At 43.3% G+C, this 19579-nt stretch carries 18 protein-coding genes; 4 read left to right on the top strand and 14 right to left on the bottom strand.

Annotated features, from left to right (window positions below):
- Positions 1-438: 438 nt before the first annotated feature.
- From der to TZ97_RS06405, 11 genes are all read right to left on the bottom strand, one after another.
- A complete protein-coding gene (gene der / locus TZ97_RS06355; protein ID WP_003005632.1) occupies positions 439-1749 on the bottom strand; it encodes a ribosome biogenesis GTPase Der in 1311 nt (436 codons plus the stop codon).
- 57 nt (positions 1750-1806) lie between these two features.
- A complete protein-coding gene (locus TZ97_RS06360) occupies positions 1807-2520 on the bottom strand; it encodes a nitroreductase family protein (protein ID WP_003008401.1) in 714 nt (237 codons plus the stop codon).
- A complete protein-coding gene (gene dnaI / locus TZ97_RS06365; RefSeq protein ID WP_003008404.1) occupies positions 2517-3416 on the bottom strand; it encodes a primosomal protein DnaI in 900 nt (299 codons plus the stop codon). The genes TZ97_RS06360 and dnaI overlap by 4 nt, the downstream gene beginning before the upstream one ends.
- On the bottom strand, positions 3417-4595 hold the full coding sequence (locus tag TZ97_RS06370) for a replication initiation and membrane attachment family protein (RefSeq protein ID WP_003008409.1): 1179 nt from the start codon (positions 4593-4595) through the stop codon (positions 3417-3419). It abuts the gene before it with no gap.
- The gene (gene nrdR, locus TZ97_RS06375; RefSeq protein ID WP_003005476.1) at positions 4596-5069 is read right to left on the bottom strand and encodes a transcriptional regulator NrdR; all 474 of its coding nucleotides are present in this window, start codon (positions 5067-5069) and stop codon (positions 4596-4598) included.
- 164 nt (positions 5070-5233) lie between these two features.
- Positions 5234-6046 carry an endonuclease/exonuclease/phosphatase family protein gene (locus TZ97_RS06380; RefSeq protein WP_045759773.1) on the bottom strand — a complete coding sequence of 271 codons (813 nt, stop codon included), beginning with the start codon at positions 6044-6046 and terminating at the stop codon, positions 5234-5236.
- A gap of 85 nt (positions 6047-6131) precedes the next feature.
- Positions 6132-8327: a PTS transporter subunit IIBC gene (locus TZ97_RS06385; RefSeq protein ID WP_080934886.1), complete on the bottom strand. Its 2196-nt coding sequence runs from the start codon at positions 8325-8327 to the stop codon at positions 6132-6134.
- A 232-nt stretch (positions 8328-8559) separates the two neighbouring features.
- A complete protein-coding gene (locus TZ97_RS06390) occupies positions 8560-9258 on the bottom strand; it encodes a response regulator transcription factor (RefSeq protein WP_045759774.1) in 699 nt (232 codons plus the stop codon).
- Between the two features lie 9 nt (positions 9259-9267).
- On the bottom strand, positions 9268-10692 hold the full coding sequence (gene gndA, locus TZ97_RS06395) for an NADP-dependent phosphogluconate dehydrogenase (RefSeq protein ID WP_003008422.1): 1425 nt from the start codon (positions 10690-10692) through the stop codon (positions 9268-9270).
- Positions 10693-10861: 169 nt separating this feature from the next.
- Positions 10862-12340: a flotillin family protein gene (locus tag TZ97_RS06400; RefSeq protein WP_003008427.1), complete on the bottom strand. Its 1479-nt coding sequence runs from the start codon at positions 12338-12340 to the stop codon at positions 10862-10864.
- A gap of 124 nt (positions 12341-12464) precedes the next feature.
- Positions 12465-13004: a YceD family protein gene (locus tag TZ97_RS06405; protein WP_023918923.1), complete on the bottom strand. Its 540-nt coding sequence runs from the start codon at positions 13002-13004 to the stop codon at positions 12465-12467.
- A 198-nt stretch (positions 13005-13202) separates the two neighbouring features.
- On the opposite strand from TZ97_RS06405, the gene TZ97_RS06410 reads away from it, so the two are divergent.
- From TZ97_RS06410 to TZ97_RS06415, 3 genes are all read left to right on the top strand, one after another.
- Positions 13203-14063, top strand: coding sequence for a helix-turn-helix domain-containing protein (locus TZ97_RS06410; protein ID WP_045759775.1), 861 nt, complete (start codon positions 13203-13205; stop codon positions 14061-14063).
- 113 nt (positions 14064-14176) lie between these two features.
- Positions 14177-14350, top strand: coding sequence for a hypothetical protein (locus TZ97_RS10830; protein ID WP_200893079.1), 174 nt, complete (start codon positions 14177-14179; stop codon positions 14348-14350).
- Positions 14347-15564, top strand: coding sequence for an MFS transporter (locus TZ97_RS06415; RefSeq protein WP_045759776.1), 1218 nt, complete (start codon positions 14347-14349; stop codon positions 15562-15564). The genes TZ97_RS10830 and TZ97_RS06415 overlap by 4 nt, the downstream gene beginning before the upstream one ends.
- Positions 15565-16027: 463 nt before the next feature.
- Here the strand turns inward: TZ97_RS06415 and htpX are convergent, their stop codons facing one another.
- Both htpX and TZ97_RS06425 read right to left on the bottom strand, forming a co-directional pair.
- The gene (gene htpX / locus TZ97_RS06420) at positions 16028-16924 is read right to left on the bottom strand and encodes a zinc metalloprotease HtpX (RefSeq protein WP_023918930.1); all 897 of its coding nucleotides are present in this window, start codon (positions 16922-16924) and stop codon (positions 16028-16030) included.
- Between the two features lies 1 nt (position 16925).
- Positions 16926-17486: a LemA family protein gene (locus tag TZ97_RS06425; protein ID WP_023918932.1), complete on the bottom strand. Its 561-nt coding sequence runs from the start codon at positions 17484-17486 to the stop codon at positions 16926-16928.
- A gap of 70 nt (positions 17487-17556) precedes the next feature.
- Here TZ97_RS06425 and rsmG point away from each other — a divergent pair, with 70 nt between their 5' ends.
- Complete coding sequence (gene rsmG / locus TZ97_RS06430; protein ID WP_045759777.1) at positions 17557-18270, top strand: 16S rRNA (guanine(527)-N(7))-methyltransferase RsmG; 714 nt, start codon at positions 17557-17559, stop codon at positions 18268-18270.
- 329 nt (positions 18271-18599) lie between these two features.
- On the opposite strand, the gene TZ97_RS06435 is transcribed toward rsmG, so the two are convergent.
- A complete protein-coding gene (locus TZ97_RS06435) occupies positions 18600-19502 on the bottom strand; it encodes a carbohydrate kinase family protein (RefSeq protein ID WP_045759778.1) in 903 nt (300 codons plus the stop codon).
- Between the last annotated feature and the right edge of the window lie 77 nt (positions 19503-19579).

The raw sequence follows: 19579 nt of genomic DNA on the forward strand, positions 1-19579 counted from the left end.
ATTTTTCTCTTTTAACTGTTTGAGCGAACATTAGACAGAATAGGTAAATAGAGAGGAGAAAGATCCCGATAGCCCACAGAAAAAGACAAAAAACACGACCTATTGTTTAATAAAATCCCCAGCAATAGGATCAAGAGCTCCAAGCTTACGATCGAACCGAGAAACAAGAGATACAGATAGATTTTAAATAATAAGTACACGAACCTAAAGCTCTCATGATCTTCATGAGTTTACTCTTCTCAACCTTAAAAAAAGCTAAGGAATAAAGCATATCCGGACTATGATACTACGCATCTGACTATCCTCCACTTCATTTTACCAGCTTATTAAAAAAAGCAACGCTTATGCGCTACTTTTAGTTGTTTTCATAGTTGGAAGAATGAGCATTTTATCATTTGAAATATACTTCTCCACTTTGATCCATTTGTCTCGTATTCCCTACTTCCGTTTTCGCGCAATCAAATGGATTGGAGTTCCTTCAAAAACAAAGGCCTTGCGAATTTGGTTCTCCAAGAAACGGAGGTATGAGAAGTGCATCAGTTCTTCTTCGTTAACAAAGACCACAAAAGTTGGCGGCTTGGTTGCCACTTGTGTCGCATAGAAGATCTTGAGGCGTTTTCCTTTATCGGTCGGCGTTGGATTAATGGCAATGGCATCCATAATCACATCGTTCAAGACAGCTGAAGGAATCCGTGTATTTTGACTCTCACTGATCTGTTTGATCATCTCTGGCAACTTGTGCAAGCGTTGTTTGGTTAAGGCAGAGACAAAAACAATCGGCGCATAAGAAAGGTATTGGAATTGATCGCGAATGTCATCTTCCCACTGCTTCATGGTATGGTTGTCTTTTTCAATAGTATCCCATTTATTGACAACAATGATCATACCTTTACCAGCTTCATGAGCAAAGCCAGCGATCCGCTTGTCATACTCCCGAATTCCTTCTTCGGCATTAATAACCATCAAAACCACATCTGAACGGTCGATGGCACGCATGGCACGCATGACAGAATATTTCTCAGTGTTTTCATAGATTTTACCAGATTTGCGCATACCGGCTGTATCGATCATGGTAAATTCTTGGCCATCTGCATCGGTAAAATGGGTATCGATGGCATCACGTGTAGTTCCGGCAACAGGGCTTGCGATGACCCGGTCTTCTCCAAGGATCGCATTGATCAAGCTAGATTTTCCAACATTTGGACGACCAATCAAGCTAAATTTAATGATATCTGGATTTTCTTCTTCTGTTTCATTCGGAAGATTTTCAATAATGGCATCAAGCACATCCCCAGTTCCGATCCCGTGGACAGAGGATACCGGTAGTGGCTCACCCAGTCCTAAGGCATAAAAGTCATAGATATCATTGCGCATCTCTGGGTTATCCACCTTGTTGACTGCAAGAATCACCGGTTTATGGGTCTTATACAAGATACGAGTGACATATTCATCCGCATCCGTGATCCCTTCTTTTCCAGAAACAACAAAGACGATCACATCTGCTTCGTCCATGGCAATTTCTGCCTGATGCTTGATTTGCTCCATAAATGGGGCATCTACGTCATCAATTCCCCCCGTATCGATGATACTAAATTTTCGATTCAACCACTCAGCTGTTGCATAAATGCGGTCACGAGTGACTCCTTCTACATCCTCAACGATGGAAATCCGCTCACCGGCAATCCGGTTAAAGAGCGTCGATTTTCCGACATTGGGACGGCCTACAATCGCAATAGTTGGTAGGGCCATGATTTCCTCTTTTCTAATGAAAGGCGAGACCTCGGTTCAAGAACGCCTCTCTTCATTTCATAATAGTTTGTGTTTTTCTAGTAGTTTTTTGGTCTCTTCTTGTTCAGGTTGACCAAATTGAGCTGCAAGACGCTCGCTCCAGCTGTCGGTTGCACGCGCTCCAGCATAATCTGCCTGAACCTTGTCATAGGCAGTCACAACTGATAGGTCTTGTTCTTGGTATTCTTCTTCAAAAGCAACCTGCTCCAATGGCAAGCGTGGTTTCACTGCATGTTGCTGGTTGGGTACTCCGAGAGCAATCCCAAAAACAGGATAGGTATAGTCTGGCAGACGGAAGAGTTCTGCGACTTCTTCTGAACAGTAGCGCAACATGCCGATCATCACTCCACCATAGCCGAGACTTTCAGCTGCCAATAGCGTATTTTGAGCTGCTAGAGCCGCATCCACTGAGGTGATCAGTAAGTTGTCCACCCCTTCAGGATGGAAATCCTGCTCATGAAGTTTGACAGCTTTTTCAGCACGGTTTAAATCCCCAACAAAGAGGAGAAAGACGGCTGATTGGCGAATTGCTTCTTGAGGAAGCAAGTCGTATAGAGCTTCTTTCTTTTCCTTGCTTTTGACCACAATCACAGAATAAGACTGAAAGTTTTTCCAACTTGATGCCATCTGCCCAGCTGATAAAATTTCCTTGAGGTCAGCTTCTTTGATGGCTTCTTCCTTAAAACGGCGAACAGAAAAATGAGATTTCATTAAACGGATGGTTTCATTCATCGGCGATTGACTCCTTCCAGATGGATTTCCTTGGCTAAAAATTTCACGCGCTCCATGACCCGTTTGGCCTGCCAGGTTTCATCTCCATTACGCGAAGCTGCAAAATGACGTTCCAACTCTTCAAAATTAAAGTTAGAAGTAAAGAAGGTTGGGAGATTTTCCTGCATTCGGTGCTGCAAAATCACTTGTAAGATTTCATCTCGCACCCAGGCTGACATCTGTTCCGCACCGATATCATCGAGAATTAAAATTTCGGCTTTTTTCACCTGATCGACGGTTTCTTTGACCAAGCCTGAACTGATGGCATTTTTAACATCGATCGCAAAACTTGGAAAATGAAGTAGGGTAGTAGAGGCCTGGCGTTTTTCGGATAAATCATGAGCCAAGGCTGCCATCATGTAGCTCTTTCCTACTCCAAAATCACCATAGAGGTAGATCCCCTTTTGATATTCTGGATAGTTGGCCACAAAATTGGCTAATTCCTCAAAGGCCTCAAATCGCCCCTTATCATCGAGTTCTACCTTGGCTAGACTCGCTTCTTTCAAGGTTGAAGGGAGATTGATCAAGTTGAGACGTTGGTTGATCGCAGCTCGTTTTTGGGCTTCGATTAACTCTGGCGTTTCCTCATAAGCGACATCCGCATAGCCTTCATTCATGGTGAGGATGGGCTTATAACCTTTGGCAATATAATCTGGATCTCCCAATAAGAAACGGTTGCGTTCACTAATGTATTGATTAAATTTTGAAATACTACGTCGAATTTCTTGTTCAGACAAAGACTGGTCCTTGATAAAGGCAGCCACTTCTTGGTCTGCCAAGATCTGTGCGACCAAATCCTCATAGTTAAATTGACGCGCACGGTTCATGTGAGACATGGTTTGACCTACACTTTCCATCTACTCACCTCCTTGATTCAGTTTTTCTAACAGACGTTGTTTCTCTTTAGCAAGATCCACCTTTTCTGCTTGACTGGTTTGATTTTGATAGTTTGGTTGGCTCCACTTGGGAACATTACTGTGCTTGCTCTTGGCTGATGCAGGACTCGTCCCCTTGTTTCCTTGAGACTTAGCTTGTTCCTGGCGTTCTCGAACTTTTAAAATCGCTAGTTCTGCACTGTTGACCCCTTGATAAGAAAAATCATTTCCTACCTTCAAAGCATACTTTTCATTGAGATTAGCAGACTGGGTCTTGTTAAAGGTCAACAATAAGATAATATTGATCACCTCATCTAGTAAGCCTAGATCAGCTAACTTGGATAAAGTCTTGCGTTCGCTCTGCGTAATGGTCGCATTGCGTGCCTTCTTAATCTCCGCTAGAAATTGTAGGCTGGATTTTGCCTTAGCTTCTCTCAGAATGGTTTCTTCCTGACGGCTATAGGACATGCGGGGTTGCTCTTGGTTGGCCTGAGCCAACTTTTGCTTCATTCTCTTTGGAGAGACAATCCGGTCTACAGCCGTTTCTTTTGCTAGGAGATAGGTTTCATACCAGGTCCATTGTTGCTCTTCTGCGATGGCAAAGAGAGCTAGGGTTGCTTCTCCTTCATCCGCAAAACGAAGTCCATCACGCCCCATCATTCGCTTAAACATCTCCATATCAAACTGCTGTTTCTTACTTGGAAGAACGGTCGTCTCCCCAGCATCTATTCCAAAGACTTGCGAGAAGGAAACTTGCCGTCTAGTCCCTAAAGAGCGTACTGGGAGCAGATCTTCCACGGCCTTTTCCCCAATCTTTTTTTCAAGCAAGCGTTTGAAAACAGCATTCGAAAAAAATTCTCCTGCCTCAAGAGGAGCATGTAACTGAATGGTGATCCCAACTTCTTCCTCATAGAGATCGATCAACCCCATGGCAATTAACCGGTCAAAAGCCAGTAGCAACTGTGGAAATCCTATATTCAAATGATTGAGGATTTGAGCCAGTAAATATTGTTTTTCACCCTGATCATAAGAGGCCAGCAGATAACGATAAACCGTTACCGTTTCCACCTCCAAAATAGGCAGGTAATACTGCTCCAATGCAGCCCCTGCCGGTGGAAGAAGATTATTTTTTAAAAATGCGAAAGGCGTATTGGGCTTCATCTATTTTTCCTTTTTCTTCTTGGTTCCCTTCGTAATTTGTTTCAAGAGGGTTTCTAACTCACCGACATCCTTGAAACTCCGGTAAACACTAGCAAAACGGACATAGGTGATCTCATCTAGATCTGCTAACTCATCCATGACCAACGAACCAATATATTCACTGTTGATTTCATTATCACTTTGGCTGCGAACCTTTTGCTCGATCCGGTTTACAATTTCTTCGATTTCGTCACTAGAAACAGGCCGTTTTTGAGCTGAGCGGATAATACCATTAAAGATTTTATCACGAGAAAATTGCTCGCGTGTCCCATCCTTTTTGACAACCACTAGGGTCCGCTCTTCCACTCGTTCGTAGGTAGTAAAGCGATAATGGCATTCTTCGCATTCCCTGCGACGACGGATGGTGTTCCCATCTTCAGCTTGTCGACTATCCACCACACTAGACTTACTTCCACCACATTTTGGACAACGCATTTGCTACCTCCTTAAACTGTTTTAACACTTCATTTTACCATAAATTGAATCGTAAAGAAAGCAGAAGAACAGGAGAATCCCCTATGCTTGCTCCTCATTGATCCATAAAAAAGAGTCGAAGGACGATTGAATAAAATCGTTTTCCTTTCGACTCTCCATTTATATTAAAGTGATAATTCAGCTTCTAAGCCATAGTGATCACTGACATGGGGTTTGTTTTGATCATCAAAAATGACATGTAGACGCTGGATGTCCCATTCTGGACTTGCAAAGACGTAATCGATTCGCAATGGAACTTGATTATCCGTCCAGCCATCGATTCCAGGTCCTACAGTATAAGTCCCCTTTGTTTCTTTGGCTTCGATAAAACTATCTTGAAGTTTTAGCGAACTGGATAGAATCGTTTCATACCCTTCTTGACCAGCAGGATTATTGAAATCACCAGCTAGAATAAAAGGTTTGCCTACTTGGCTGAAGTACTTCTCAATGCGTGGCCACTCAAATTGGAAACCTTTGTCCCACCAAGAAAGATGGACGCTGGCAACAGCAATCTCTTTGCCATCTACACTTGTATGGGCAACGGCTACTCGACGAGTATGGTAGTCCGTTGGATCATCCATATTGGATACCAAAATCTCATCTGCCTTCAAGGGTTGACGCGAAAGAACGGCCACACCCTCATTGAGATGATCATAGCCAATATGGTTGTAGGCCCAAGTCCAATAATAGTGGAGTCCATGAGCAGCTAACTCTTCTACCAATACGCGAACAAAGTGATCCTTGTGAATCGCTACAGATGATGGCAAAGCTTGATAATACTCATCTGTTTCGACTGTTTCTGAGGCCATTTCTTGATTGACCTCTTGGAAACAGATCACATCATATTGCGCTTCTAAAATTTGTTCCTTGAGGGTTTCAAATTTTTGCTGAGCATTCTCTTCCATCCAACTATGGGAATTTAATGTTAAAAATTTCATCCCCTGATTTCTCCTTCTCTCCAAATCAAGAAACGGCAAGAGGCCGGGTGCACTGCCCCAACCTCATTTTCTTTGCCGATGTCTTTTATAATTCTACTGTTGCAACTGGTGCATTTGCTACCAATTTACCAGTATGTTCGACCTTAACGGATTTAATCGCATCTGCATTTGTGAAGACAACAATTGTTGAAGTTTCACGACCAGCTGCACGGATTGCATCAAGGTCTGCTTCTACCAAGAGGTCTCCAGCAGCCACTGTTTGACCTTCAGAAACTTTAACCTCAAATGGTTTTCCTTCAAGACTAACAGTATCTAGACCGATGTGAACCAAGACTTCCAAACCATTATCTGTTACCAAACCAAGGGCATGTTTGGTTGGGAAGACGCTAGTAACTTTACCAGCAACTGGTGAAACGATGTGGCCATTTTCAGGCTCAACTGCAAATCCGTCACCCATCATTTTTTGTGAGAATACAGGATCTTTCACATCTTCGATGTTGATCACTTCACCATCTGCAACGGAATGCACTTCATCAGTTACCCCTTTAAAGGTTGCTTCAGCTTTTTGAACTGCTGTCATTTGGCTAGGAAGTGTTTCAGGAATAACTTCACCCGAATCAAGAACGTCTTGGATATCAGATTTCAATACGTCAGCTTTAGGTCCGTAGATTGCTTGGACACCTTGTCCTTTCATGACAAGACCCATAGCGCCTTCAGCTTTCCATTGTTCTTCTGTTCCGACTTTTTCAGCGTCCTTAACGGTTACACGAAGACGAGTCATACATGCGTCAACGTCTACGATATTGGCACGTCCACCAAGAAGGTTGATGATGTTAATGACTTGTGAGCTTGCTGAGCTTGTAGCAACACCTGCTGCTGCACCATCTCCTGCAGGGGCATCATCATTTTGTTCATAGTTACCGTTACGTCCTGGAGTCGCATAATTGAATTTCTTAATCATGAAGTTGGCAATGAAGTACATGATAAATCCAAAGAGGACTGTTACCCATACAAAGTTAAAGATATCTAATGCCAAACCAGCGTTGATGGCCATTGGAGTACGTGTCAAGAATTCGATTGAACCGAATGAGTGAACACGAAGGTTAACCAAGTCAGCCATTGCAAAGGCAGCACCTTGAACAAGAGCATAGATGATGTACAATGGTGTAGCAATAAACATGAACATGTATTCAATTGGTTCTGTTACACCTGTCAAGAATGTTGCAAGGGCAGTTGCAAAAAGCATCCCTTTGTATTTTTCTTTTTTATCTGGATCCACATTGCGGTAGATGGCAACCACAATACCCATCAAAATACCAAATGATCCGATCATTTGACCAACTTTGAAACGAGCTGGTGTGTAGGCATGAAGCAAGTGTTGGTATTGGCTAGGATCAGCTTTCTTCAAGTTGACAAGGTCTGTTACCCAAGCCAACCAAAGTGGATCTTGTCCAAATACAGTTGTTCCTTTGGCAGCACCTGTAAGAACTTGGTAGCTACCACCCAATTGAGTATAGTTGATTGGAATGGTCAACATGTGGTGAAGACCAAATGGCAAGAGAAGACGTTCTAAGGTACCAAACAAGAATGGTGCCAATACTGGAGCTGTTGATTGTGAGTTGGCAATCCAAACACCAAATCCATTAATTCCTGATTGAACTACTGGCCACAAGGCTGCCAAAACCAAGGCTGTAAGAGCTGAACGAACGATAACAACGAATGGGACAAAGCGCTTCCCGTTAAAGAAAGAAAGGGCTTCTGGAAGTTTACGGTAGTTATAGTATTTATTGAAAGCAGTTGCTCCAACAAAACCTGAGATAATCCCTACAAACACCCCCATATTAAGTGCCGGTGCTTCAAGGACACTAATGAAGTAGTCTGCAACTTTAATTGATCCACCTAAGATCGTATGAACGGTAGCATCCTTATCGGCCAACATTGCAGATGTCACTCCGAAAACTGCACCGGTAATACGGTTAATCAAGATGAAAGAGAGACCAGCCGCAAAGGCACCCCCAGCACGCTCTTTGGCCCAGCTACCACCGATAGCGAGTGCAAAGAGGATGTGAAGGTTACCGATAACCCCCCAACCGATTTGTTCGAGAATCCCACCTGTAATAACAAGTGGAGATAAATTCGGGTTGATCATAGGGATTGATTTCCCGATTGAAATCATCAACCCAGCAGCTGGCATGACAGCGATAACGACCATCAAGGCCTTACCAAACTTCTGCCAGAATTCAAAGCTAAATAAACTTTTGAATGATCCTTTATTCATCATTCAACCTCCTTATATTGTTTAAGGCTTTTGTTTTTAAGAAAACGTTTGCGCTTAATTTGCTTCTAGTATACCACATTTTAAAAATTTGTAAAGCCTTACATTCATTTTTTCTCCAAATTTTATCTTTTTTTATCTTTTTTAAGCCAAATCCTTTTTAAAACCCATCCTTTCCAAACGCAAACGTTTCCCTTGGGGTATAAAAATATTCGAACCCTCTAAGGGTTCGAATATTTTATTCTAATGCGTCTTGCATGGCATAGCCAATCCCACGAACGGTCTTAATATAGCTTTTTTGACCGGGTAAATCAATTTTCCCACGGAGATACCGGATATAGACGTCCACAATATTAGTCTCACCCGTACTCTCGTACTTCCAGACACTTTCCAACAACTGCTCGCGTGTCACCACCCCTTTGCTTCCCATCAGAGTCGCTAAGAGATCATACTCTCTGCGGGTTAAACTAATCATGTCTTTCCCACGATAGACGGTATGGTGTTCCACATCAATGCTCAAATTGCGGTATGATGTTGGAATTTTCATCTGGCTACAATGTTGGTCAATATAATCACGACCTCTAAAAATGGCTGTGATCTTATCCACCAAATCGCTGATAATAAAGGGTTTGACCATATAGGAAACGGCAAAGCGCTGAATACTCTCTTTGTGCTCAGCAATTTTATCGCGGCTATCCAAAACAATCAAGACAGAAGCTGGACGAATCCGACTGATTTCCTCTGCGAATGTTTCACCAGACATATCTGACAAATCGTAATTAAACAAGATCAGATCATATTTAGTCGCAGCAATCAAGGCCAGACCCGCTTTTCCATCCTCGACCACATCAACTTGATACCCCTCTTTTTGAAGTTCCAAATCAATGAAGCGAGCGATTTGCTTCTCATTTTCTACTAGTAGAACTCGTTTGACCATAGAGCAAGATTATTTTTCGTCGTACCAAGAATAGTGGAAGGTACCTTCTTTGTCTTTACGTTGGTAAGTGTGAGCACCAAAGTAGTCACGTTGTGCTTGGATCAAGTTTGCCGGAAGATCCGCTGAACGGTAGCTATCGAAGTAAGTGATGGCTGCTGAGAAGGTTGGTACTGGTACACCAGCTTGAACAGCAAGAGCTACGATATCCCGAACTGATTGTTGGTACTTAGCAGTAACATCTAAGAAGTACTCATCCAATAGAAGGTTAGCAAGATCTGCATCGCGGTTGTAAGCATCTGTGATCTTTTGCAAGAAACGAGAACGGATGATACATCCATCGCGCCAGATAGATGCGATGTCCGCAAATGGCAAGTTCCAGTTGTTTTCTTTAGAAGCAACACGCAATTGCGCAAAACCTTGTGCGTAAGAGATGATTTTTGAGAAGTAAAGGGCTTGACGAATTTTTTCGATCAACTCAGCCTTGTCTCCTTCAAATTTGAATGCAGCTGGTTTTGGAAGAACCTTGCTAGCGTGTACACGTTCTTCTTTGTAAGCAGAGATGTAACGGGCAAATACTGACTCAGTGATGAGTGACAATGGCACACCAAGGTCAAGGGCAGATTGGCTCGTCCATTTACCAGTTCCTTTGTTCCCTGCAGCGTCCAAGATGTAGTCTACGATTGGTCCATCTTGACCTTCATCGTCTTTGCGTTTCAAGATATCAGCAGTGATTTCGATCAAGTAGCTGTCCAATTCACCCTTGTTCCATTCAGTGAAGATTTCAGCCATGTCTTCTGCAGAAAGACCAAGCAAGTGTTGCATGAGGTCATAGCTTTCTGCGATCAATTGCATATCCCCGTACTCGATCCCGTTGTGGACCATTTTCACGTAGTGACCAGCTCCATCAGGGCCGATGTAAGTCACACATGGTTTTCCATCTTCAGGCGCTTTTGCAGAGATTTCTTCAAGAACGTCCGCTACCAAGTCATATGCTTCTTTTTGTCCACCAGGCATGATAGAAGGACCTTCAAGGGCACCTTTTTCACCACCAGATACACCTGTACCGATAAAGTTAATCCCTGAGTTCGCCAACTCTTCGTTACGACGGATGGTATCTTTATAGAAAGTGTTTCCTCCGTCGATCAAGATGTCACCTTTATCCAAGTGTGGAAGAAGGGCTTGGATAGTTGCGTCTGTACCAGGTCCTGCTTGAACCATGAGCATGATACGACGTGGTTTTTCGATTGAGTTTACGAAGCTTTCGATATCATAGCTTGGCACAAAGTTTTTATCAGGATGGCAAGCAATCACATCTTCTGTTTTTTCTTTACTACGGTTAAAAATGGCAACTGTGTAGCCACGAGATTCGATATTAAGGGCAAGGTTACGACCCATTACGGCCATACCAACAACACCAAAGTTTGCTTTAGTCATGTGACACTCCTCTTTATAGTTTGCCTTTATTCTACCATTTTTCCTCCTCAAAAGAAAGCAGAAAATAGCTTCCCACCTTCTCTAAGAGGGAGAAGATCATGCAAATCATTTGATCTTAAAAACAAAAGTGCCCGAGAAACAGTTCTCAGACACTTCTTGATGAATGGCATTAATCTTCTTTAGAAGCTAACTCCTCTGCTTCAATGACCGGTTGTTCTCCTTCTTTGAGTTTATTGACCGTCATATTGACCCCAAGAGCTCCTGCTAGCAATTGACGAATATCAAATCCGGCTCCTTGAGAGACTTGGTCGATACTTTGCATAATATCGCCCACCATCTTAGAAGCATTGCCTTCCCCGTACATGGTGATCTTATCCACCTTGGTTAATGGTTCTGCGACAGCACGCGCAATTTCAGGCAACTTGTCAACGACCATTTCAGTAATGGCAGCTTCTTGCATTTTCTTCATCGCTTCGGCCTTTTGGTCCAAACCTTTGGCTTCGGCTTCCAGTTTCAAGCGAATGGCTTCAGCCTCGGCACGACCTTTAGCCTCAATAGCTTCGGCCTCTTGCAATTGGGCAAATTTCTCAGCTTCGGCTTGGGCTTTTCGAGCTTCGGCTTCTTTTTGTGTTTCGAAGAGTTCTGCTTCCGCCTTGCGTTGGCGTTCAATCAATTCTGCTTCTGCAGCTTGTTGACGCGCATATTTTTCAGCTTCAGCTTGTTTGCGGATGTTGGCATCCAATTCTTGCTCACGAACCTTAACTTCGCGCTCTTTGACTTCCGCTTCTTTTTCCTGTTTCATGATATTAGCTTCGGCTGCCACGCGCTCTTGTTCACGACGTTGCACCTCTGCCTCAATCCCTTTAGCGGCATCCGCTTTTGCTTGGGCAATATCTGCTTCTTGCTTGAGGGCTGCTTGTTTGAGTTTTAATTCGTTTTGTTTTTGCGCAATTTCAAGATCGGCTGCGACGCGTTTGTCGTTAGCCAATTTATCTTGTTCTGCTTCAACTTCCTTGCGTTCACGTTCTGCTTTGGCTTTGGCAATCAAGGCATCTTTCTTAATGGTTTCAACATTTTCAATCCCGAGGTTATCGATGACTCCCCCTTCATCAGAGAAGGATTGAACCGTAAAGGCGATGACTTCTAGACCCATTTTTGCCAAGTCTGGTGCTACGTTGTCCTGCACTTTTGAGGCAAACTCTTGACGGTCATTGACCATCTTACGGAGCTCCATCTGACCGATCACTTCCCGCAAGTTTCCTTCCAAGACATCTTGGACAGAATTGGAAATATCTGTCGTATTCCAGTTCAAGAAGTTTTCTGCAGCCCGGGCAATCATTTCATCGGTTGTACCGATTTTTAATTTAACAGCTGCATCGGCACGGACGTTAATGAAGTCCAGTGTTGGGACTGCTTCTGACGTCCGAACATCTGTCGAGAATTGCTCAATATCAAGATAAGAGCGTTGTTCGACAAAGGGAATCATAAAGCCTGCTTTCCCACGCAAGTGACGTTGCTTCCGAAGACCGGTAATGACCACGACTTCGTTGGGTTTAGCATTGACATACCCTTTGACCAACAAGATCAATACAAGAATGGCTACGATTACAACAGTAATCAACCAACCTGGAATAAATAAAGTATCCATACTTTTTCTCCTTTTTTAGAGGTCTCCCCTCTGTTATTTATTAATCCTAGTATATCAAAAGAAGGCCTTTCCTCAAAGAAAAGACCTGTATTTATGTCTAAATTTATCAAATGCAATCTCTAGCTTATTCTTCGTCAAACAAGCCATTTAGACCAGCGAAAGGACTGTTTTCTTCTTTCTTGATCGCTTGAGCGGCTTGGTATTCTTCTTCGGACAGGATTTTCCAATCATTGCCTTCGATAAAACCTTGTCCAGCCTCTTCTTCTGGAGTGAGAACCTTGAGAGGAATATTGAGCAGAATATTATCCGCTACACTCTCACTCAGGTCAATCTTCCCACCTTCGATTGGAAGGATCAAGTCTTCCTCTAGGGCCTCGATATCTGCGTCAGACTGTACATCCTCCGCAAACACCTCTGTTACAGGATAGCTCTCTTGAAGCTCAACAGGCTCCATGCTTCGGCTAGATGCCAAAACGATGGTGTAGGTCAACTGGTAATCCAAGACATAGAGGCCTGTATCATAGGCTACTCGTCCTGCCGCTGTCACATTCTTTAAATCAAGAATTTCTGGATTACGCTTTTGCAATTCCTTGAGCAAATCCAACTCTTGATCAAAAGCTAGTCCTTCAGGATTTTTACGGATTTCTTGTGTAAATAGGTTCATTCTTTTGTCCTCAAATCTTCTAGATACTACTAGTATATCATGAAGCTGCCCCTCAACCAAGAAGTCTCCTCAAAAATTTGTTATAATCATGAAAAAAGATACAGTAACTAGGCCAACTGGTGTTGTACACAAGGGTCCCACCATCTTTTGGACAACAGAGGTTCACTGGCTAGGGCATTGTTAGATAGAGGAGAATTCATGAAAGAAATCGGAGCTGTTTTTCGGCAAATACGTGAAAGTCGCCACATCTCTTTAGAGGAGGCTACGGGTGGCGAATTTTCACGCTCCATGCTATCTCGATTTGAAAGAGGGGAAAATGACCTGACCACGCAACGTTTTTTTCAGGCCCTTCAACAGATCAAAACCAGCCTCAGTGAGTTTTCCCATCTAGCTGGAATCGATCAGCACTCTTTTATTCCCAAATTGTTGAAAGAGCACTATGAAAACATGAGCTTGGAACACGATCAAGCCTTGTACCAAAGCTACCAGCAAGCCTATCAGAAATATCAGAAAAAAGAAGACTTCTTAGCCAGCATTATTCTCAAAGTCCAAATGCTTGGCTTCTATCCTGAAGTAGAGCTCACCGCTAGCCAAGAGGAACTCGATTTCCTCCATGATTATCTCTTCTCTGTCACAATCTGGGGAAATTTTGAATTAAACCTGTTTTCTCTGACCTCTCCACTTTTCTCTAGTCGCCTCTATCGACAATACACAGAGGAGTTGGTCCAAAGGGAGGATTTCAAGCTTCTCCTAGATTCCTCTCGTCCTGCCATCAATTCTATTTTCCTTAATGGCTTTTTTCTGGCCATTAGTTCAAATGAATTTGAAGATGCATGTTTTTTTGACCACCTAATTAACGACCACTTTTACTCTGAGAACGAAGCCTACCTTCGGACGGTTTATCTCTACGCCAAAGGAGAATTTCTCTATCGAAAGGGAGAAAAAGAAATCGGTCTTGAAAAGATGGAACAGGCCATCCAGGTTCTCTCTATTCTGGATTGTAAGGACAGTGCCAACTACTACAAACAGGGCCTGCAAGAACTGATCAATAAATCCTAAAAACTCACAGATCTACTCTGTGAGTTTTTGTTGAAAATATGCAACATTAATTTTATCTTGCTTTTTAGGTTTACAATAGGACTATCAAGTAAAGAAAGAAGGTTCTTCCCATGATGACCAAACTAAAAAACCACTTCCTCCGCTTTCTTCTCTCACATACCAGCGTTTATCTGAAGGATCAGGAACTTCTTCTCTCTGATGATGAGAAACTAGACCTCTTCAAACAGATCGTTCGATCTATCAAACAAGTCCTAGCAACTGATCACGTGAAGGAGGAAGGCTTATGAAACTCTTAGCTCGTAATAAAATTTTTGCCTTACTCAGCCTTTCTCGCTTTTTGAATACCCTTGGTGCTGCCATCTACAATCTGGTCTTTGTGGTCTTTGCTGCCAGCATGCCTCAGCCTAGTCTGGCAGTTGGCATTGCCAATCTCATTGTATTTATTCCTAGCCTCTTTAGCATTTTTGTTGGTATGAAGGCTGACCGCACGAAGAAAAAAGCTAACTGGTTGATCCGCATTGGCTATCTTCAAGCCATCCTCTTCATCCTTATTGCTCTCATGACCAAGATTCCGGGTTACCTTGCCTTTTCGATTGTTTGCTTCTTAAACATAGTTTCAGATTGTTTGAGTGATTATCGCGGAGGCTTGCAACTCCCTATCATGAAAAAGAACATCCCCGACGAGGATTTGATGGAGGCCTATTCCTTCAACCAACTACTTAGTATGGTCTGCTCGATTTCTGGACAAGCTCTAGGAGTTTGGTTGCTAGCCATCAGCCATCAAAATTTTGCCCTGGTCGCTTCGATCAATGCAGTGACTTTTCTCCTGTCTTCTACCTGTCTCCTGATGAGAAAAAAGCAGCTGACACATGATCCCGTCATTGAGCCCCAAAGTAAGAATTCTTTGGTACACGAATGCCAAGAGATGTACCAGAACGCTAAAAGTATTTTTGCAGATGAGGAGGTCCACCACTTTGGCAAGTTGCTCTTCTCATTGGTTCTTATCAATGCCCTAGGGGGATCCATCTCTGGTATCTACAATTTGCAACTGCTTCACTCCCCCTTCTTTCAGTTGAGTTTTAGCCAATCCCTCTTGATTTTAGAGGTAGTGACTATTTTAAGCATGGTCTGGGCTAGCTTGACACCCCATGACTATTTTTCCAAGCAATTTCTCCATCATATCCTCCTGTGGATCGCAGGTGGACTGACCATGCTTGGGCTCACAAATATCCTGGTGCACTGGGATATTCTTTCCCTTCTACTCATCACTTTCCTTGGTTATCTTGTAGCAAAAATCAACCCAAAAGTTTCCAGTCTTTTAATGAGTAAATTGCCCGCTGAAAAATTAGCTTCTACCTCTAGCTTTTTGGGACTGATGGTCAGCTTTGCCATGCCACTTGGGACAGCTCTCTTTTCTAGTCTAGCTATCTGGAGCCTTCCCCTAGCTTGGGGGACCTTTGCCATCCTTGGTTTCACTACCCTCCTCTTAACAACCAAATAAAAAGTCCACCGTTTGGTGGATTGAGCTTAAAGACAAAGTTATCTTTTATACAATTCTATTAACTTCTATAAAGATAAATACTTTTTATTCTTTAGAGTTATTCAATCATCTACTGAAACTTTCCGCCGTGAGAAAAGTGCTAGAAACAAGTTGTTTCTAGCACTCGGGAGTTTTGGGAGTAAAACAGTTTGGGAAACTGTTTTAGCCTGAGCCTGGAAATTAAAGAGCGAGGGGGTTCAAAACGAATTGAACACGGGCTGCGGATTGTGTCAAAATAAGAAGTTCTCCTAGAATCGAAAGATTCTGCGTCAAACTTCCTATTTTGACTTTATCCGCAGACGCCCTTTGTATCGTAATTTAGTCATGGAACTTCATAGAAGTTCGCTGACGTCCGTACTCACCTAAGGAAAGGTTCTAAGATGATGGTGTCTTCAATCTGAATCCACCGTTTGGTGGATTTTTTTTACATTTTTCTTAGGCGAGCCACCCGCTCAGCAATGGGTGGGTGGGTATAAAAGAGTTTTTGCAATCCGGATTCTTTTTTTGGATCGTTGATAAAAAGAGCACTGCTCGCATCATCGACATGTCGTTGCATGGGTTCGCTATTGTCTAGTTTTAACAAAGCATTGATCATCCCTTGAGGATTCCGTGTCAATTCGACACTTGAAGCGTCTGCTAGGAACTCCCGTTGACGAGAAATGGCTAACTGGACCAGGGTCGCTGCTAATGGCGCTAAAACGATGGCAAGCAAGGAAAGGATCAGAATAATAATTTCTAAACCACCGCTACCTTCTCGATCATCGTCCCGGCTACGGCCACCGCCCCACCACATCATCCGGCCACCAATGCTAGAAAGCATGGTGATGGCACTGGCAAGGGCCACTGCAATCGTAGAGATGCGAATATCGTAATTGCGAATGTGGCTGACTTCATGTCCGATGACTCCCTCCAATTCCTCACGGTTCATCACAGCTAGAAGACCTGTCGTTGCTGCAACAGCAGCATTTTGAGGATTGGACCCTGTCGCAAATGCATTCATAGAAGGATCATCTACAATATAGACCCGAGGCATGGGGATCTGGGCTACCATAGCCATATCTTGTACAATATGGTAGAGTTGAGGGGCTTGCTCTTCCGTTACCTCACGCGCCCCATTCATCCGCATGACAACTTCGGTGGATTGAAAAACCATGCTAAAGGCATAGATTCCACCAATAATCAAAGCTAGGATGACGCCACCAAGGGAGGAGCCTAACCAGAGGTAACCAACGGCTGCTCCGATAAGAGCTAAGAGTATGAAAAAAGCAATAAGGAGAATCCAGGTTCTCCTTTTATTGCTTGCAATTTGGTCAAAGAGCATATTAGTCTCCTAATCCGCTAAAGTCCACCTTTGGTACTGCTTTTTCTTCTTCAGGCACTTGAAGAAATTCAGCTTGTCTGAAGCCGAACATTCCAGCAATCACGTTTGTTGGGAAAGTTTCCAACTTGACATTGTAATTGCTTGTGACACTATTGTACAATTGACGAGCATAAGAAATTTTGTTTTCTGTGTTGGTCAATTCTTCTTGCAATTGCATGAAGTTGGTGTTGGCTTTCAAGTCTGGGTAATTTTCAGCCACCGCAAAGATGCCTGCTACTTGGCGTGAAAGAGCATCACTGGCTGCCATTGCTTCTGCAGGTGAAGAAGCTTGCGCTACTTGTTGGCGAAGTTGAGTCACTTTTGCTAGTGTATCTCCTTCGTACTTGGCATAGCCTTTAACGGTTTCGATCAAGTTTGGAATCAAGTCATTCCGACGTTTCAATTGCACATCAATTTGACTCCATGCTTCACGAGTTTGCATGCGGCTTTTCACCAAACCGTTGTAAACTCCTACTACAATCAACACAAGGACCACAATGATCCCAAGAATAATCCAAATCATTTTATTGAATTCCTTTCATTTCTTTCTACCAGTATATCAAATTTCCCTTATTTTGTGGTAAAATAAAAGCATGAAACCAGAAGAATTTTATGTCCGTTTAGCCGATCTCGGCTTCCCATTAACTGATCGCCAAAAAGAGCAATACGAACGGTATTTTGAGCTCCTCGTGGAATGGAATGAAAAGATTAATCTCACCGCCATCACCGAAAAAGACGAAGTCTATCTCAAGCATTTTTATGATTCGATCGCACCCATTTTACAGGGCCTGATCGAAAACCAACCCATCCGTCTCCTGGATATCGGAGCTGGCGCTGGCTTTCCCAGCCTACCCATGAAGATCCTTTTCCCTGAGCTGGATGTGACCATCATTGATTCCCTTAATAAGCGGATCAATTTTCTCCACTTGCTGGCTGAAGAGTTGGGCTTAAATGGGGTTCATTTCTACCATGGACGAGCTGAAGACTTTGCACAAGACAAGGCCTTTCGTGCCCAATTTGATATCGTAACTGCCCGCGCTGTTGCCCGCATGCAGGTCCTCTCTGAACTGACTATCCCTTATCTGAAAGTAGGGGGACGTCTCCTCGCTCTCAAGGCTAGCAATGCTCCAGAAGAGTTAGAAGAAGCCAAAAATGCCCTCAACCTGCTCTTTAGTAAGGTTGAAGACAATCTACAGTATGAATTGCCAAATGGCGATCCACGCTATATCACTGTTGTCGAAAAGAAAAAAGAAACCCCCAATAAATATCCAAGAAAAGCTGGCATGCCCAATAAGCGTCCATTGTAGTAAGATACAAAGGGCTAAGCGGATAAAGTCAAAATAGGGAATTCGACGCAGAATCCAAAAGATTCTAGGAGGATTCATCTTTTTGACACAATCCGCAGCCCGTGTTCATTTCAGTAAGATACAAAGGGCTAAGCGGATAACGTCAAATAAGAGGCTGGGACAAAAGTCCTAGCCTCTCAATTATTTTTGGATTGTGGAGCAAGACGCAGTGGTTGAGTGGGCTCTACTACGCTGATTTCATCAGCTTTTACAGCCCTACTCAACTGTGCGGAGGTGGGACGACGAAATCGAATTCTAACGAATTACCGATTTCTGTCCCACTCTCTTTTTTATTTTTGTTTCAATTCTGTTCGCAGGGCTTCTTGTTGCTCTTTTGTCAAATGAACGCCCTTACTTGCAACAATCTGGCTAGAGACTTTGTTGGCAAATCTTAAGGCTTGCGTCATATCTAAGCCTTCTAAACGAGCGGATATGAAGGCTCCCACATGGCTATCTCCAGCGCCTACTGTATCGACGACTTCTGTTGGAAAACCGTCTGCCTCATACCAGTTGCCATCATAGGCAACCGCTCCTTTTTCACCCAAGGTGACAATGACTAATTGTCCCGTTCTCTGATACAAGTATTCGATGGCTGGCTGGCTCTCTCTGCATCCTGAGAAAGCCAGTGCTTCAGCCTCATTAACATGGAGAATCGGATGCAGATCATAAATTGCTTCCAGTCGATCCTTTGGAATCAAGAGTCCACGTGGCCCAGGTGCGAAAATCACCTGGCCCTCTAGTTGCGAAACAGACTGGACTAATGCAAGACCAGTTGGCTCCTCAACTTCAAGGCCACACAAGTAGATGTAATCAAACCGATCTGTCTCGATCTCTTTTAGCCACTCTGCTTGGAAGCTATACTCCACTCCGTGGTCCGATAAGAAGGTCCTCTCACCATCAGACTCTACAAAGCAGTAACAGCAACCATTGGCCCCTTCTAATGAGATGTTAGAGGAAATCCCTAATTGTTTCAACTCTCTCCGAATAAAATCACCATACATCCCAGAACCGACTGGCGAGACAAACTGGTAGGGTTGCGACAAAAAATGAAGGATATTAACGACATTAAAGGCACAACCTCCCACAGACCATTGCTGGTGATCAATATGGGCATCTCCTTCACGACTCGGCAAACGATCCAAGTAAATCATCACATCACAAACTGTAGAACCAATAATTAAGGCAGCTGTCATCTTTTTCTCCTTACTTTGCCTTCTATTATACCAGAGGAAAGATAAAAAACAACCAACCCCATGTGGAGTGGTTGCTT

The sequence above is a fragment of the Streptococcus parasanguinis genome (assembly GCF_000963275.1).
Lineage (GTDB): Bacteria > Bacillota > Bacilli > Lactobacillales > Streptococcaceae > Streptococcus > Streptococcus parasanguinis_B.

What these genes read in the sequence shown, in the direction of transcription:
- der (WP_003005632.1), bottom strand. Translation starts at nt 1,749, where the DNA reads ATGGCCCTACCAACTATTGCGATTGTAGGCCGTCCCAATGTCGGAAAA.
- TZ97_RS06360 (WP_003008401.1), bottom strand. Translation starts at nt 2,520, where the DNA reads ATGAATGAAACCATCCGTTTAATGAAATCTCATTTTTCTGTTCGCCGT.
- dnaI (WP_003008404.1), bottom strand. Translation starts at nt 3,416, where the DNA reads ATGGAAAGTGTAGGTCAAACCATGTCTCACATGAACCGTGCGCGTCAA.
- TZ97_RS06370 (WP_003008409.1), bottom strand. Translation starts at nt 4,595, where the DNA reads ATGAAGCCCAATACGCCTTTCGCATTTTTAAAAAATAATCTTCTTCCA.
- nrdR (WP_003005476.1), bottom strand. Translation starts at nt 5,069, where the DNA reads ATGCGTTGTCCAAAATGTGGTGGAAGTAAGTCTAGTGTGGTGGATAGT.
- TZ97_RS06380 (WP_045759773.1), bottom strand. Translation starts at nt 6,046, where the DNA reads ATGAAATTTTTAACATTAAATTCCCATAGTTGGATGGAAGAGAATGCT.
- TZ97_RS06385 (WP_080934886.1), bottom strand. Translation starts at nt 8,327, where the DNA reads ATGATGAATAAAGGATCATTCAAAAGTTTATTTAGCTTTGAATTCTGG.
- TZ97_RS06390 (WP_045759774.1), bottom strand. Translation starts at nt 9,258, where the DNA reads ATGGTCAAACGAGTTCTACTAGTAGAAAATGAGAAGCAAATCGCTCGC.
- gndA (WP_003008422.1), bottom strand. Translation starts at nt 10,692, where the DNA reads ATGACTAAAGCAAACTTTGGTGTTGTTGGTATGGCCGTAATGGGTCGT.
- TZ97_RS06400 (WP_003008427.1), bottom strand. Translation starts at nt 12,340, where the DNA reads ATGGATACTTTATTTATTCCAGGTTGGTTGATTACTGTTGTAATCGTA.
- TZ97_RS06405 (WP_023918923.1), bottom strand. Translation starts at nt 13,004, where the DNA reads ATGAACCTATTTACACAAGAAATCCGTAAAAATCCTGAAGGACTAGCT.
- TZ97_RS06410 (WP_045759775.1), top strand. Translation starts at nt 13,203, where the DNA reads ATGAAAGAAATCGGAGCTGTTTTTCGGCAAATACGTGAAAGTCGCCAC.
- TZ97_RS10830 (WP_200893079.1), top strand. Translation starts at nt 14,177, where the DNA reads ATGACCAAACTAAAAAACCACTTCCTCCGCTTTCTTCTCTCACATACC.
- TZ97_RS06415 (WP_045759776.1), top strand. Translation starts at nt 14,347, where the DNA reads ATGAAACTCTTAGCTCGTAATAAAATTTTTGCCTTACTCAGCCTTTCT.
- htpX (WP_023918930.1), bottom strand. Translation starts at nt 16,924, where the DNA reads ATGCTCTTTGACCAAATTGCAAGCAATAAAAGGAGAACCTGGATTCTC.
- TZ97_RS06425 (WP_023918932.1), bottom strand. Translation starts at nt 17,486, where the DNA reads ATGATTTGGATTATTCTTGGGATCATTGTGGTCCTTGTGTTGATTGTA.
- rsmG (WP_045759777.1), top strand. Translation starts at nt 17,557, where the DNA reads ATGAAACCAGAAGAATTTTATGTCCGTTTAGCCGATCTCGGCTTCCCA.
- TZ97_RS06435 (WP_045759778.1), bottom strand. Translation starts at nt 19,502, where the DNA reads ATGACAGCTGCCTTAATTATTGGTTCTACAGTTTGTGATGTGATGATT.